At 36.2% G+C, this 13,881-nt stretch carries 13 protein-coding genes and 1 pseudogene; 6 read left to right on the top strand and 8 right to left on the bottom strand.

Translation table 11 applies throughout. The features are described 5' to 3' along the window. Positions 1 to 283 precede the first annotated feature (283 nt). Together ACQKEZ_RS17650 and ACQKEZ_RS17645 are read right to left on the bottom strand one after the other, a co-directional pair. Complete coding sequence (locus ACQKEZ_RS17650; protein WP_427303024.1) at positions 284 to 1,723, bottom strand: DHA2 family efflux MFS transporter permease subunit; 1,440 nt, start codon at positions 1,721 to 1,723, stop codon at positions 284 to 286. A 101-nt stretch (positions 1,724 to 1,824) separates the two neighbouring features. After that, entirely contained in the window at positions 1,825 to 2,397 is a 573-nt protein-coding gene (locus ACQKEZ_RS17645) for a TetR/AcrR family transcriptional regulator (RefSeq protein WP_427303022.1), read from the bottom strand. A 197-nt stretch (positions 2,398 to 2,594) separates the two neighbouring features. On the opposite strand from ACQKEZ_RS17645, the pseudogene ACQKEZ_RS17640 reads away from it, so the two are divergent. Further along, positions 2,595 to 2,771, top strand: a pseudogene (locus ACQKEZ_RS17640) (IS3 family transposase); the annotation flags it as partial. An 87-nt stretch (positions 2,772 to 2,858) separates the two neighbouring features. Here ACQKEZ_RS17640 and ACQKEZ_RS17635 read toward each other — a convergent pair. Beyond that, on the bottom strand, positions 2,859 to 3,176 hold the full coding sequence (locus tag ACQKEZ_RS17635) for a DUF1433 domain-containing protein (RefSeq protein ID WP_427303020.1): 318 nt from the start codon (positions 3,174 to 3,176) through the stop codon (positions 2,859 to 2,861). 686 nt (positions 3,177 to 3,862) lie between these two features. Between ACQKEZ_RS17635 and ACQKEZ_RS17630 the strand changes: the two genes are divergently transcribed. Next, entirely contained in the window at positions 3,863 to 5,275 is a 1,413-nt protein-coding gene (locus tag ACQKEZ_RS17630) for a lipase (RefSeq protein ID WP_427303018.1), read from the top strand. A gap of 12 nt (positions 5,276 to 5,287) precedes the next feature. Continuing rightward, entirely contained in the window at positions 5,288 to 5,587 is a 300-nt protein-coding gene (locus ACQKEZ_RS17625; RefSeq protein WP_427303016.1) for a hypothetical protein, read from the top strand. Between the two features lie 203 nt (positions 5,588 to 5,790). Here ACQKEZ_RS17625 and ACQKEZ_RS17620 read toward each other — a convergent pair whose 3' ends face one another. After that, positions 5,791 to 6,168, bottom strand: coding sequence for an MmcQ/YjbR family DNA-binding protein (locus ACQKEZ_RS17620; protein WP_427303014.1), 378 nt, complete (start codon positions 6,166 to 6,168; stop codon positions 5,791 to 5,793). 213 nt (positions 6,169 to 6,381) lie between these two features. Between ACQKEZ_RS17620 and ACQKEZ_RS17615 the strand changes: the two genes are divergently transcribed. Both ACQKEZ_RS17615 and ACQKEZ_RS17610 read left to right on the top strand, forming a co-directional pair. Next, complete coding sequence (locus tag ACQKEZ_RS17615) at positions 6,382 to 6,855, top strand: DUF2798 domain-containing protein (protein ID WP_427303012.1); 474 nt, start codon at positions 6,382 to 6,384, stop codon at positions 6,853 to 6,855. A 136-nt stretch (positions 6,856 to 6,991) separates the two neighbouring features. Next, the gene (locus ACQKEZ_RS17610) at positions 6,992 to 7,468 is read left to right on the top strand and encodes a YbaK/EbsC family protein (protein ID WP_427303010.1); all 477 of its coding nucleotides are present in this window, start codon (positions 6,992 to 6,994) and stop codon (positions 7,466 to 7,468) included. A gap of 208 nt (positions 7,469 to 7,676) precedes the next feature. Here the strand turns inward: ACQKEZ_RS17610 and ACQKEZ_RS17605 are convergent, their stop codons facing one another. From ACQKEZ_RS17605 to ACQKEZ_RS17590, 4 genes are all read right to left on the bottom strand, one after another. Continuing rightward, the gene (locus ACQKEZ_RS17605) at positions 7,677 to 8,573 is read right to left on the bottom strand and encodes an alpha/beta hydrolase (RefSeq protein WP_427303008.1); all 897 of its coding nucleotides are present in this window, start codon (positions 8,571 to 8,573) and stop codon (positions 7,677 to 7,679) included. Between the two features lie 647 nt (positions 8,574 to 9,220). Further along, the gene (locus ACQKEZ_RS17600) at positions 9,221 to 10,519 is read right to left on the bottom strand and encodes an arsenic transporter (RefSeq protein ID WP_427303006.1); all 1,299 of its coding nucleotides are present in this window, start codon (positions 10,517 to 10,519) and stop codon (positions 9,221 to 9,223) included. 13 nt (positions 10,520 to 10,532) lie between these two features. Further along, complete coding sequence (locus ACQKEZ_RS17595) at positions 10,533 to 10,847, bottom strand: ArsR/SmtB family transcription factor (protein ID WP_427303094.1); 315 nt, start codon at positions 10,845 to 10,847, stop codon at positions 10,533 to 10,535. A gap of 785 nt (positions 10,848 to 11,632) precedes the next feature. Continuing rightward, a complete protein-coding gene (locus ACQKEZ_RS17590) occupies positions 11,633 to 12,355 on the bottom strand; it encodes an SDR family NAD(P)-dependent oxidoreductase (protein WP_427303004.1) in 723 nt (240 codons plus the stop codon). A 557-nt stretch (positions 12,356 to 12,912) separates the two neighbouring features. Between ACQKEZ_RS17590 and ACQKEZ_RS17585 the strand changes: the two genes are divergently transcribed. Further along, the gene (locus ACQKEZ_RS17585; protein ID WP_427303002.1) at positions 12,913 to 13,797 is read left to right on the top strand and encodes a GNAT family N-acetyltransferase; all 885 of its coding nucleotides are present in this window, start codon (positions 12,913 to 12,915) and stop codon (positions 13,795 to 13,797) included. Positions 13,798 to 13,881 lie beyond the last annotated feature (84 nt).

Genomic DNA, 13,881 nt, shown 5'->3' with positions numbered 1-13,881 from the left:
TCTTCAGACAAAAAGAAAGGAAAGGCTAACGAGAATATAGGAGGAAATCATTAACAAAGATCCTGCCATTCCAAAGCTAGGTAAAATAGAAATAGTGGGAGCACACACATATTCACTCGTAGAATTGAACAACTGATTACGCCTCTTTTCAAAAATGGGTCAACTGTCCAATATTTTAATCATTTGGTAAAAGAATAGTATACTTGGTTTCATTCACATTGCCAATCATATGGCGTTAAAAAAAGCACCAAGGGTCATATGTTGGCCCTTGGTGCTCGTTTCTTCAGCTACCTGGCTGCTCCACTTTCACTCGTTTAATAAAGAATCCGATCACTAATCCTACAATGGACATGATGACTGCAAAAACAAAGGCATGTTGAACACCATTTGTAAAAGCGAGAAGCTCGTTCTCTGGATTCGTTTTATCTGCTACCGTCTGCAAAAAGCTACGTGAGCCAGAGGAAAGAATGGAAATCCCAACTGCCGTTCCGATTGCTCCTGCCACCTGCTGTAAGGTGTTCATAATGGCTGTTCCATGTGGATACAGCTCAGGTGGAAGCTGGTTTAATCCATTTGTTTGAGCCGGCATCATAATCATTGCAATACCGACCATTAAAGCAATATGCAATGTGATAATTAAACCAACTGATGTATCAATGGTTAAGTTCGTAAACCCATACATTGTACCCACTACAATCACAAGACCTGGAATGACAAGCCATTTGGGCCCGAATTTATCAAATAGCCCGCCCATAATCGGAGATAGCAACCCGTTGATGATGCCACCTGGCAAAAGCATCAATCCAGCAGCAAATGTTGATAGTGCCAATGATGTTTGCAAATACAATGGTAAAATCATCATTGCAGAAAGCATTACCATCATACAAACAAAAATAAGAAGAAGACCAACGACAAACATTGGATACTTAAATGTGCTCAGGTTGAGTACCGGCTCCTTCATCTTTGTTTGTCTAAGCGAAAACGCAATAATTCCTATGACACCAATGACAATAGCTAAAATAACGTGGACACTTCCCCAGCCTCCACCTTCTCCTGCACTACTAAATCCATAAACGATACCACCGAAGCCAATCGTTGACAAAGCAATTGACAGAAAATCGATTTTTGGTCTTGTTGGTTCAGTAATGTTTTGCATAAAGACAATCCCAAACAATAATGCAATGATTAATAGCGGCAGTGAAATCCAAAAAATCCAATGCCACGTCAATGATTTTAGGATAAGACCAGATACAGTTGGACCAACAGCTGGTGCAAACATAATCACGAGCCCGATGATTCCCATAGATTTTCCACGTTTATGTGGTGGTATGATCACAAGAATGGTGTTAAACATTAAGGGTAAAAGGAGTGCCGTTCCGACTGCTTGCACAACACGTGCTACCATCAGTATGCCAAATGTCGGAGCAACCGCAGCAATGAATGTACCTACGATTGAAAAAATCAGTGAGGTGATAAAAAGCTGTCTTGTTGTAAACCATTGAAGAATTAATCCTGAAATTGGAACAAGAATCCCTAATGTTAATAAATAACCTGTTGTCAGCCATTGTGCTGTCGTTGGCTCAATGCCAAAGTCTAACGTTAAATTTCTAATTGCCATGTTTAAGGCTGTTTCACTAAATAAGCCAATAAAACCAGCCGTAATAAACGAGATAATGATGGGCAACGTTTTGATGTGAGACGGTGTCGTCTGATGTTTACTCATATAAAATGGCTCCTTTTCTCTTACATTTATTTTTTTAATGTGGATCAATAAGCTTAGCTGTGTAAAAGAAACAAGCCACTTCAGGACAAATTTCTTGTTGCCTAATGAAAGACCGACTGAAGCTGCATGTCTACTGCATATTCAGCAATTTGTTTAATAGAATAACCCGATTCATTGACATAAAACATAAACTCAGGTGTGATTGGGGAAGACATGAACAAAGTAGTTAAATTCACATCCTGAATTGTCGCTTCTCCTTTTTCCTGCGCTTCTTTTAATAAGTCCTTTATCGTTTGCCTAATGGATTGACTGTAGTCACAATCATACACTCGACTCGTTTGCTCAAGGTTTCCAGAAATCGTAAGCATTCGGAACCAATCTAAATGTTTTCCAACAATCAGGTTGAGCTCAACGAGGACATATCGCAGTCGATCACGAACAGGCTGATCACTGATTTGCGACAAGTAAGTATGCAAGTCAGGGACGAGCTGTTCCCATTTTTTCTCTAATAAAGACAAGCACAAATCACTCTTGTTTGAATATCGACGATAGAGTGTCCCTTGACCGATCTGAGCCCTTTTCGCAATTTTATGCATGCTCACATTTTCGACACCGTATTCGTTAAACAACGATAGGGCGACCTCTTCGATCTCTTTTCCAATGTCCTTTACCAAGATATCTCACCTACATGCATTTCCGTTTTCTGTTGATTCAGTATCTCTACTGTTATAAGCAACGATTCTATTCATCGGACAATTGTCCGCACTTGAACATAGTAAGGACAATTGTCTGATTTGTCAATTGAAAATTACCATTCTAAAGGATCGTATAAAAAAGAACACCGCAGTATACCTCGTAACGTATAGAAAGGCTAAGTCAATCAATGTCTAAGAGAGGAATTTGTTGGTACAATGCCCTAATCGAATCGTTCTTTTGCCATCTGAAAGACGGAACCTCAATTAAGACTTGTCTAACATTAACATTAGAAGATGTTCAAAAGGAAATGAAGCAATGCGTGATCTACTATGACTATTATAGATATCAATGAAATCGAAAAAAGATGACCCCTATATAATACAGAGATCATCTTTCACAAGCTACCTAAGCTTTTTTAATGTCCTTTACAAAGAGCCTCTTACTTTTTTTCCTCAGCATCTACTACAAAAGAAATTATTTCCTTCGAATCTGTTTTAAACGATCCAAAAAACTTCTGGCTTTTATCCCCATTCAAATAACCTTCTATATCAATCGTTCCTATGGGATTAATTGAATAGTTCTCATTAAAGTTTATACTTTCAATTTTCATGTAATTCTCTTTTATTATTCTACTCATTTCAACTTTAGCTTCTTGAACTAATTCTTCTTCTTTACTCTTTTCTTCAAGATTATGTTTCAAAACGACGCCTCCCATTGCCAAAATAACCAGTATAAGGATCAAAATGAACTTTTTCAAAGGTCGCTCATCCTTTCTTATTCATAATCTTACAATAAATCCAAGGGATAGTATATGATGAAAAAAGAGAGAATTCTAAATATGACGGACAAAGATAGCTTTCCAATTATTGGTTTTACTTATTAGTCAGATGTAGCAAATTATGTATCCAAAAAGAAAGAACCAGTAGTCACAAGTGAAACTTCTCATTGATTTGTAGACAAAATCAATAGTGAAGTATTCGTTTAAGAAAAAAAGAAGTAGACAAGTTTATACGTATGTCTTTGTTTAATAAAATTACAGAATTTATTCTCACCTTGTTTAATACATTCTGATTCAATAACCACTTATTCTAAGTTCGCACCTGGATTTTCTTTCCGCTTAATTGCAGATCACCTTATTCGTCTGCTCGTATCTCCACAATATATTTTTATCTTGATGATTATTCAAGTAACCTGATATTGAAATTCCGCTCAATGGCTCCATTCTCGATTTAAAGTGAATATTCCCCAAATACTTATCGTTCGTTTGAATAAAATTCTCTACTCTCTCTTTTACTTTCTCAAATAATACTAGTTTTCACTTCTACTTTTTTATCATTCTCCACATTTCATATATATTCCTCTAGATGCTATAATAACCAAAGATCCAAGGATAATTATGTATTTTTTCTTACAATATGTTACAAGAGGAGCAGAGTTATATACATGAATAGGAAAAAACAAATTCCTAATTTAACTGATAAAGATTACTTTTCAATGAGTGGTTTTACTTATAAGACAGAAGCAGCAAACTATGCATTCAAAAAGAAAAAGCCAGTAGTCACAAGTAAAACTACAAGTTGGTTTGTTGATGAAATCCGAAAAGACCCTGACACTGGTCTTGATGCATATGTATTCGTTCAAGCAAAAAAGGAAAAAGGAAAATGGGTGAAACCGAAAGAGCCTGACAATGTGATTGTTGGTTTTGCTGGTACCAATCCAAATGAACAGCTCATTCAAGATGTCATTAAGGCAGATGGTGGAAACGTCGTTGCTGGAAAGAATCCTAAAGAACAAATCAAATATATGATCAAAAAAGAGTCGAGTATTTATAGTAAAGGTGAGCGCTTTGTCGATGATGATGTACAAAGAGTTAAACTAGCAAGCGGTGACTATAAACTCATCACAAAAACCTCTCAGTTCGACCAATCTGATCAACTCATCAAAGAAGTTAAAAAGAAGTACACTGGGCACAATACAGTCATTTCTGCGACGGGTCACTCTCTAGGTGGGGCGGAGGCTGATTATGCTGGTGTGATTAACGGTATCTATTCAGTCGGATTCAATAATCCTTCTATTGTGAAACTTCATGACAAAGAAACACAACAGAAAATCAAAAATGGTGATTTTAAAGCCATGAACAAATCAATCATTAATCCTGATGACATGGTTGGGGCTGGATGGGGGCTTGAATATGATCGTCATAACGGAACGACCATTTATACAAAAGATCCTTCTAGCGCCAGGCAAAAGAGAAAAAGCCGTTTAAAGGTTGCTGCTTTGTCGGGCAGCCTTATTCCTATTGCATCGGACTTTATTATGCAAGCACTTGGTATGGATGATACACATGCCATCAGTGAATCTAATTTTAAATTTGATCAAAAAGGAAATATTATCAATGTCGATGGAAGCAAAGATGTATACAATCGCGACTTAGAAACAATGACCTCTTACACAGATATGGATGGTCAAACGATTAAAGTAGATCCAGCCGTTGCGAAAAGATTGGCTGAACAGCTCACTTCAGCCTTAGAAGATTTAAAGAGTATGAAAAGAGAATTGGAAGAGTTTCCAAGAGAGCATAGTCTAATAACATATCAGCTCTCAAGCAAGTTTAAAACAAAACTCGATCAATTTGATCAGCTTGGACCGGGTGATGTGGATCAAGCCATGCTAGAGATTGCCCCACACTCTTATAAAAACACGCCACTCTTTTATCATGAAGAAGAACACTACAATTTTGAAGCTTCACTTCATTATATGATACAGGATCTCGAGGAAATAGCTGAATTCATTGTAAAAATGGCAGACAATTTTAAAGACAAAGATCAAGAATTGGCACGTTGGCTGCGATTATAGGAGGAACGACAAATGCCAGATATGAATGCTGAAATAGAAATGATTAAACGAGTCCAGCAAAGTAACGATTTAAAAAGACAGTTAAAATCTCGAGCAAAAATTGACATTGGACATTTAAAATCAGACATTGCCAATTCTACCAAACTCACATCAGCAACGAAAACAATTGCTCAAGCGTATTTAACACTATTTTCATCATTTGAAGGTAAATCACTTGATGCATTGGTAGAAAGATTGAATCAAAACGCTAAAAAAACATTACAGGTCAAGCGTGACAGAACGGCTTTTATCAAAAGTATTAGGACAAAATAAATGAAAGTCAATATTTCATGAAGTTGTTTTTTTCATTTTTATATCGCATCATCGGTATGCTCAAATACATGTCCTGTTACGGTAAAATGGAAAGCCTCTAATAAGAAGCTTTCCATTTTTTTAATGTCCTACTTATGATCCTATGATTCATTAAATGCGTAATGACCTCTCTCCATACGTTATCGTTAGAAGCCGACTACTCTTCAGTCGATTTCTTTTGAATATTTATGGAGGATATCATGTTGGACTTTTTTTGTTAATTTGTGAAAAACCAATTGGTAGGAATGTTCAATTAACTCTTCTACGAATGAAAGCGGAATGTCCGCATCAAGGTAAATTGAATTCCAATGGGTTTTATTCATATAATATCCAGGAATAATACCCTCATGCATGTCTCTTAATTCTTCAGCACGACTGGGATCACATTTCAAAGTGATAACTGGCTTCCGATTGGCATCTCCACCCATCATCGCAAACATCTTTCCACCTATATGATAGCGATCAGCTTCCCAATCAGGCTGATAATCATGGGTTGCTCCCCTTAGCGAAAGACAAAATGCCTGTAATGTTTCTTTTTCCATTGAAGTAGCTCCTTTTTTAAGACACTGTTCTTTCTTTATATTATATCGAAAATGATAATGAATATCTGATTTTTCACCAAAACATGTCATTCGTTCTGTGAGATACCTCCAATCTAAAAAGAAAGATAAAATTGTTCACAAAATTGTCACTTACGAACTCGATTTTTCGATTGCTATACTAAACACCAATACGAAAAGAAGGAATGAAATGACGTGCCAACAAATAAAAAAGAAAGTTTGATCTTCGGCATCATGATGTGCTTTGGAATGGTTTGTATCATGTCTACTTACAATTTGCTCAGCAACCATGCGACACATGACATATCCATCAGTACCATTATTTTGGAATTTACACTTGCGTTGATTGTGGCCTTTTTATTAGATGTCTTCATCGTAGGTCCTGTTGCGAAAAAGATTGCATTTAAAATCCCTTTTGACAAGTCAAAGAAAATCAATGTCATTCTTGCCATGACGACTTGTATGGTCATCGGTATGGTTCTTTGTATGTCTGCTTTTGGATTCATCCTTTCAGGTGTAACGAATGGCTTTGATCGCCATCATTTGATCAGTGCTTATTTGCTGATCGCCTTGAAAAATTTTATTTTCGCCTATCCATTGCAATTACTGGTCATGGGACCACTTGTCAGAACCCTCTTTACAAAATGTGTCAAACACAGAATGGCGTAACCCCCGTCATAGAGCGAGAATCTTTCTCCTGTGAAAACCGCCTTTCTATTCTCTTTGGGCTCGTTGTATCTCATGGACATTTTCTATATAATGAAAAAAACTGAAAAGCATTCATGATGAGGGAGAGAGAAGGATCATGTCGATAGAAAACGTAAAAACGTATTTTAGACAATGGGAGATGGAAGAAAGAATTATCGAAGTTTCTGGGAGCAGTGCAACAGTCGAACAAGCGGCAGAAGCATTACAGTGTGAGCCAGAAAGGATCGCAAAATCACTTTCCTTTCAAGTAGACGACAGAGTGATACTCATCGTAGTAGCAGGGGACGCCAAAATTGATAATAAGAAATACAAAGAGCAATTTGGCATAAAAGCAAAAATGATCCGTCCAGATGAGGTCGAAACGCTCATCGGCCATGCAGTTGGCGGTGTATGTCCATTTGCCATAAATGATGGTGTAGAGGTTTATTTGGACGAATCATTGAAGCGCTTTACAACCGTTTTCCCTGCATGTGGAAGTAGCAACAGCGCCATCGAATTAACGATAGACGAGCTGGAGAAATTCTCAGGCTTTAAACAATGGATGAATGTGTGTAAAGGATGGCTCGAATCCTGATTGAAGTAGGAATGGGGATATTGATGCCAACACTAAATACATATACAAAAATTGATGCCTAAGAGCGGTTTAGGTAAGCTGTTTTAAATCATCCGTTTCAACTAATCTCGAAACACTTGTAGAAGAAAACACAGAGAAAGCTTGGGGATCTCCCAAGCTTTCTTGCATATATAATGGACCTTTTGAAATGACTCCATGATCTTTTTATTTACGAATAAAAAGCCTCTTTTAATTTGTCACTCATTAAATGCCAAGCCTGTTCAGCTATTTCTAAATCGCCTGAATGAGTGAAGCCATGAGGTACCCCTAGATATTGCTTATAAGTGACATCCACCCCAGCCTCTTTTAATTTCACAGCGTAGCGTTCGGCTTCATCAGCTAACGAATCCTTCTCAGCTGTGATCACGAGAGCTGGTGGCATGCTTGCTAAAGACGACAGATCTGCAAAAATAGGTGAAGCCAATGGATTGTACGGATCTTCGTTCTGCAAATATAAAGCATTAAAAAGCCTTGCCAGATCTGGTGGAATGGCTTCTTCAAATGTTGGCTTTTGTTCCGGATCAGTTGCCAGATCTAGAGGTGGGTAGTCGAGTACTTGATAAGAAATTGGAAGTTGATTCCCTTTTTGTATATTTAATAGACAAACAGCTGTAGCCAAATTTCCTCCTGCACTATGACCCCCTATTGCCAGTCTTTCTGGGTCAACTTGGAATTCGTTAGGATTCTCATAAAGCCATTTCAACACATCGTAGCATTCATAAAGAGCTACTGGGAAAGGATTTTCTGGCGCAAGCTGATAATCAACATTGACGACAATACATTCCGCACGATCTGCAATGACTGGACACCAATGGTTATCCATTTCTGCACTACCCAGTATAAACCCACCACCATGTAAATTAACAAATACCGGCAACGCCTGTGCTGATTTCCCGATCGGTTTGAACACCAAAACCCTTGTTTCACCAGCAGATGTCGGAATGAAATATTCCATCTTATTCACTTGCGGTGGATTGACTGGTCTTAGCTCCGCACCAGTTGTTATCGTACGTTCAGATTGATGACGGAATGAATTAGCTATTTTTATTTGTTCTTCTAAATTCATTGTCCCAAACTCCCATCGTTATATTTTTTTGTTTGTTAAACACATCTTTCATTTCAACAACTGAATCCAAAAGATGAGCGAGCTTTTCCTTATCCAAACTACCTGTAAGGTTTATAGTTAAGCGCGTAAACAATGGCATCAATCATGCTACTGACATTTATCAAATCTGCTAATTCAGATGGAGAAAATCGAAATTCAGATTCGCCAGTTAGAATGGAAAGAATCCATATTGACCATAGGATATTCCAAAATCTCTTGCTCGGTTCTCCATGTTTTTTTTCATTCGTTAAATAAAGTAACTCAAAAAGCACTTCCCCCGCTTGATATTCCCGAGAAGCAGGGTCACTTTTGTCTGCAAATTCCTTTATAGCGTCAAAAAATTTCCTCTATCGTTTCATTCATTATAAATTGGTTGACTAGCATGATCAAATCATTCGTTCTAACGTTCTTTTTTTCAGAATACGATTCACCAAAATCATCTCCATTTTTGTATTTTTACTTAGATCACATTTAGTTTATTTTTATGAAACACAAAAAACCCAAGGTTTATCTTACCCTTGGGATTACTACAACTGCGAAGATGTTCATCATGTAGATGATATACTTGTAGTAGATTTCAACTTACTTTCCTGACTCTGCAAAACGTTTTAATGAATAAATAATAACCACATATATAAACCAATTAGTGTAATAAACAGTGTTGGTATGGTAAGGATCAGACCTGTTTTACAGTATGTCCCCCATGAAATCTTGACCCCTTTTTGCGACAGAACGTGAAGCCACAGTAGCGTTGCCAGTGAACCAATTGGCGTGATTTTCGGACCAAGATCGGAGCCAATCACATTTGCATATATTAACGCTTCTCTCATGATGCCGGAAGTATCCGTATTCGCTATAGCTAGCGCATCAATCATCACTGTAGGCATATTATTCATGATTGAAGAAAGAATAGCTGCAATAAATCCCATTCCAATCGTTCCAACAAAAAGCCCCTGATCGGCTACTAATTGAATGATGTCAGATAAAACATCCGTCAATCCTGCATTCTTCAACCCATACACCACAACGTACATACCAATTGAAAAGAACACGATCGACCAAGGTGCTCCTTTTAATACTGCTCTTGTTTGAACAATAGGACTTTTTCGCGCAGCAATTAAAAAGATGATGGCAATCACACCTACTACAGCTGATACTGGAATAGATAAGAATTCACTTGCAAAATATCCAACTAAAAGCAAGCCCAGAATATACCATGAAGCCTTAAACATTTTCAGATCCTTTATCGCTTCTTTTGGTTTTTTTACATGAGACATGTCAAAATGACGTGGAATACTCTTTCTAAAGAACAAATAAAGTACTAAAATACTGGCTAAAAGAGAGAAAAAGTTCGGAATAATCATCCTTGAAGCATATTCTAAAAAGGTAATATTAAAAAAATCTGCGGAAACAATGTTCACTAAGTTACTCACGACCAATGGTAGCGACGTTGTATCAGCGATAAAACCGCTTGCGATGATAAAGGGAAACACTAATTTTTCCTCAAAATTCAATGCCCGAACCATTGCTAAAACAATCGGTGTCAAGATAAGTGCCGCACCATCATTTGCAAATAGCGCAGCCACAACCGCTCCGAGTATTGAAACATACACAAACATGCGGATTCCGTTTCCTTTTGCTGCCTTCGCCATATGCAATGCAGCCCATTCAAAAAAACCAATGTGATCTAGAATGAGCGAAATGATAATAATGGCAATAAACGCCAACGTCGCATTCCAGACAATGCCCGTCACTTCTATCACATCTTGAACGTTCACAACCCCTAAAACGAATGACAAAAAAGCACCACCGCACGCTGACCAGCCGATAGATAAATTTTTAGGCTGCCAAATAACCAATATCAATGTGATGACAAAAATCACAATTGCAAGAATGACTGCAGTCAAATGATATCTCCTCCTAAGAACATGAGCCTTGAGGTTCTTTCTCTTTAATTTCTCTAAACCTTACATCCTGATCATCAATTTGATGAATGATGTATTGAATCGTTTCATACTCAGAACACGATGTATTAATTGAATAAAAACGCCATTGTCCTCTTCGCTCTTCTTTTACAAACCCAGCCTTTTTCAACTTCCTTAAATGCTGACTAATCGACGGCTGGCTCATCTCAAACATATCCACAAGCTGACAAACACAATACGCTTTAGAATCAAGTAACTTGAGCATTATGAGTCTTGTTTGATCACTTAAGATTTTTAAACAGTCGACCATAGAAACTGTTTTTAATCGCGTGCTGTTCACTTTCTCATCTCCTTTGGAATTAGAGATTATGCATGATCTTCATAGCAATCATCCATTATATAACGATATGTTTATATACATTTTAGATTCATAATGTTTGTATCTCAGAGAAGATCACATTGTGAGGACAGAATCAATATGCAAAGTAACGTTATTATATAAGCAATCTATTATATAAGCAATTGTTTATTTATACTTTTTCATGGAACGTGAAAATATTCATATTTCAGCACATAACAGTTCAAAAATCATTTAAAGTTTCCTTTAGTCAATCAGAATATCCATAATGGCTCAATACACAACAAGGCTGACATGTTTAAAATGGTCGTAATATAGTCAAATGTTTTCTCTTTAAACTCAATGAAGATGGCAAAGCTGGATTAGGAAGTGGTTGTCACGACTTAATAGCAACTTTGCAGATACTCATAACAAAGAAAAAAATCATAGCCAATTTATATGGATGGTAAGTTTCATCTCAATAACTATCTACAATAGGAGTGTTCAATCATGTCAACCGAACTCATCAAAAATATGTTTCCCATTTTTGTCCTTATTTTTATAAGTATCATCTCTTTAATAAGATACAGAAAGAATCCAGCCACATTTAACAAACGCAAATTCATAAAAAATCTCCTGATCAGTCTGTTTTGCACGTATGTACTCATTGCAATGACATCAACGATAAAGTCAAAAAACACCGCTAGGCACTTTTATTTTCAGCATCCTAGAAAATAATCCAACCGAAAGATCGCAAGTTAACAGTTTTCATCCGTAATAGCAGGTATATTTATTTCTTTAACACATGAAACAGGAGACAAACTCACTATACATTTAACTAAGGATACAATGTCTTGTACGGGAATCCTTGTGCCTTTGTATTCAGATATAGCCTTTTCAGCTCCATCTTCATAAGGAATTTCCGCTGCCAATTCACCTGGATTAATGCATGTGACCGCAATCTTATCTTTTCTTACATGTTCCCTTAATGCACTTACTATCCCACGTAATCCATACTTAGAAGTGACAAAAGAAACTTGGGAATTACTTGTATGATCTAATCCAGCCGTTGACCCAATTAAGATAACTTTACCACTTTTTGACCTTCTTAGATTCGGCAATAAAGCTTGGATAAAGGTTATTGTTGAGATCAAGTTAATATTTAATATAGTAGCAATGTCTTTTGGATCATCGTTCTCAAAGTCATAATGATCTTCGAATCCTTCCTTCTCCCATACACCTACATTATAGATGAGTACATCTATTGTTTTATTATTCAATATGTCCTTAAGCAAACCTAATTGATTCTGTTGTGACAAATCTACTTCCAACCATATTCGTTGAACACCATCATTTAAATTTAATGTATTTGGTTTGCTTCTTGAAATAATCCATACTGTGTCTCCATAAGCAGGCAATCCTTTTACAAATGCATCTCCCAAACCTTTACTAGCCCCAAAAATGATATAATTTTTACTCAATTTATCTCAACCTCTCTATCAAATCATTTTTAATTCCTCCAAAGAATAAACCCTTTTCTTCGTCATTCTACCCTTATGAGATTAACAAAGTAGTGTATATATAAACACTACTTAAAGTTCGATCGTTACTACATCTTTAGTTGTAAAATACAGTCCACCTCTTTTTTTCTGAAGATGACTCTATCTACTTATAATAAATTAACCGTAAAAGCGATGATCTATGCTATGATGTTTTTAATCAAATGACAAGGAGATTAGACAACTATGCTAAAACTTATTATCGCACACTAAATTCTACGAATTTAATAAGGGAATCCATCTATAAATTTTCTCAAAGGAATTTATAGATTATTCATGTTACCCTTTTGCGATATAAGAGAAGCAAATATTGTCTAACTGTTAGTGTGTAAAATGATACTATTAAACCTTTTGAGGTAGTAGTATGGTTTTTTCATACGCCAAAAGACTTTATGAGTTGATTCTCATAAAGTCTTTTTTTGTTATGAAGAAAAGGTTCTAAAACAATATCATAATAAAATTAATAGGGGGAATAAGTGATGGAGAATTTAAAACTAGTAAGCGGTTATCGAGAGAATGAACAACTTAGAGAAAGCTTTAATCATTTAGCAAAAAAAACGTTTCAAATTGATTTTAGTAAGTGGTTTAACAAAGGGTACTGGACCGATAAATATGTTCCTTTTTCATTTACTAACAATGATGGTGATGTCATTGCAAATGCTTCAATCTTCAAAATGTCAATTGTGATTGAGAATGTACCGTATATCGCCATTCAAATAGGAACTGTTATGACTGATGTTCGTTACCGTAATAAAGGTCTAGCTAACATTCTAATGTCTGAAATATTGAATTCTCAAAAGAACAATTGTGATTTTATCTATCTATTTGCTAATGCATCTGTTATTGAATTTTATCCCAGATTCGGATTTTCCAGAGTTGATGAAAGTGAATATAGTTTAATGGTTAATAACAGTCATTTAAAAGTATCAATCAAAAATGATTTAAAAAAACTAAGCGTTGATTCAGACCTTAGTTTACTTGAAACAATCGCCAAGAACCGCTACTTAAATAAGAGCAAAATAATTGTAAAGAATAATGAAGAGCTATTAATGTTTTATTTTTTAGTTGTATTTCCTGAATCTATTTACTACATTTCAGAATTAGAAACAATAATCTTAATGGAACACGAGGGTCGTTCACTGCATATTTTCGATATTATCTCACCCAAAGAACAAGTCATTGATACAGTGCTAAGTAAATTAATAGATGAGAAGACTGAAAAAATAGTGTTTCACTTTGAACCAAACAACCTTAAAGGCTTGCATGTGGAAAAAGTTCAGACTGATGATGATGCACTGTTTTATCTATCGAAGGGCCCCGTATTAGAAGGGGATTTCAAATTTCCTATTACATCACACTGTTAGTGTATTTTTTAACTGAGGACGACAGATTGTTGACTAAGGGCGATAATGATGTTTATTTTAGCCCCTTGTTTTCTTTTTAGCATG

This window comes from Bacillus sp. NPDC077027 (assembly GCF_050269555.1).
Lineage (GTDB): Bacteria > Bacillota > Bacilli > Bacillales > Bacillaceae > Bacillus.
Note: the sequence above shows the minus strand (reverse complement) of the source record. Positions and strands in the feature narration are given on the sequence as shown.

Bases quoted from the DNA above. Each gene is read 5' to 3' on its own strand.
- ACQKEZ_RS17630 (WP_427303018.1), top strand. From the start codon at position 3,863: ATGAATAGGAAAAAACAAATTCCTAATTTAACTGATAAAGATTACTTT.
- ACQKEZ_RS17595 (WP_427303094.1), bottom strand. From the start codon at position 10,847: ATGGTCGACTGTTTAAAAATCTTAAGTGATCAAACAAGACTCATAATG.
- ACQKEZ_RS17605 (WP_427303008.1), bottom strand. From the start codon at position 8,573: ATGAATTTAGAAGAACAAATAAAAATAGCTAATTCATTCCGTCATCAA.
- ACQKEZ_RS17650 (WP_427303024.1), bottom strand. From the start codon at position 1,723: ATGAGTAAACATCAGACGACACCGTCTCACATCAAAACGTTGCCCATC.
- ACQKEZ_RS17585 (WP_427303002.1), top strand. From the start codon at position 12,913: ATGGAGAATTTAAAACTAGTAAGCGGTTATCGAGAGAATGAACAACTT.
- ACQKEZ_RS17625 (WP_427303016.1), top strand. From the start codon at position 5,288: ATGCCAGATATGAATGCTGAAATAGAAATGATTAAACGAGTCCAGCAA.
- ACQKEZ_RS17620 (WP_427303014.1), bottom strand. From the start codon at position 6,168: ATGGAAAAAGAAACATTACAGGCATTTTGTCTTTCGCTAAGGGGAGCA.
- ACQKEZ_RS17610 (WP_427303010.1), top strand. From the start codon at position 6,992: ATGTCGATAGAAAACGTAAAAACGTATTTTAGACAATGGGAGATGGAA.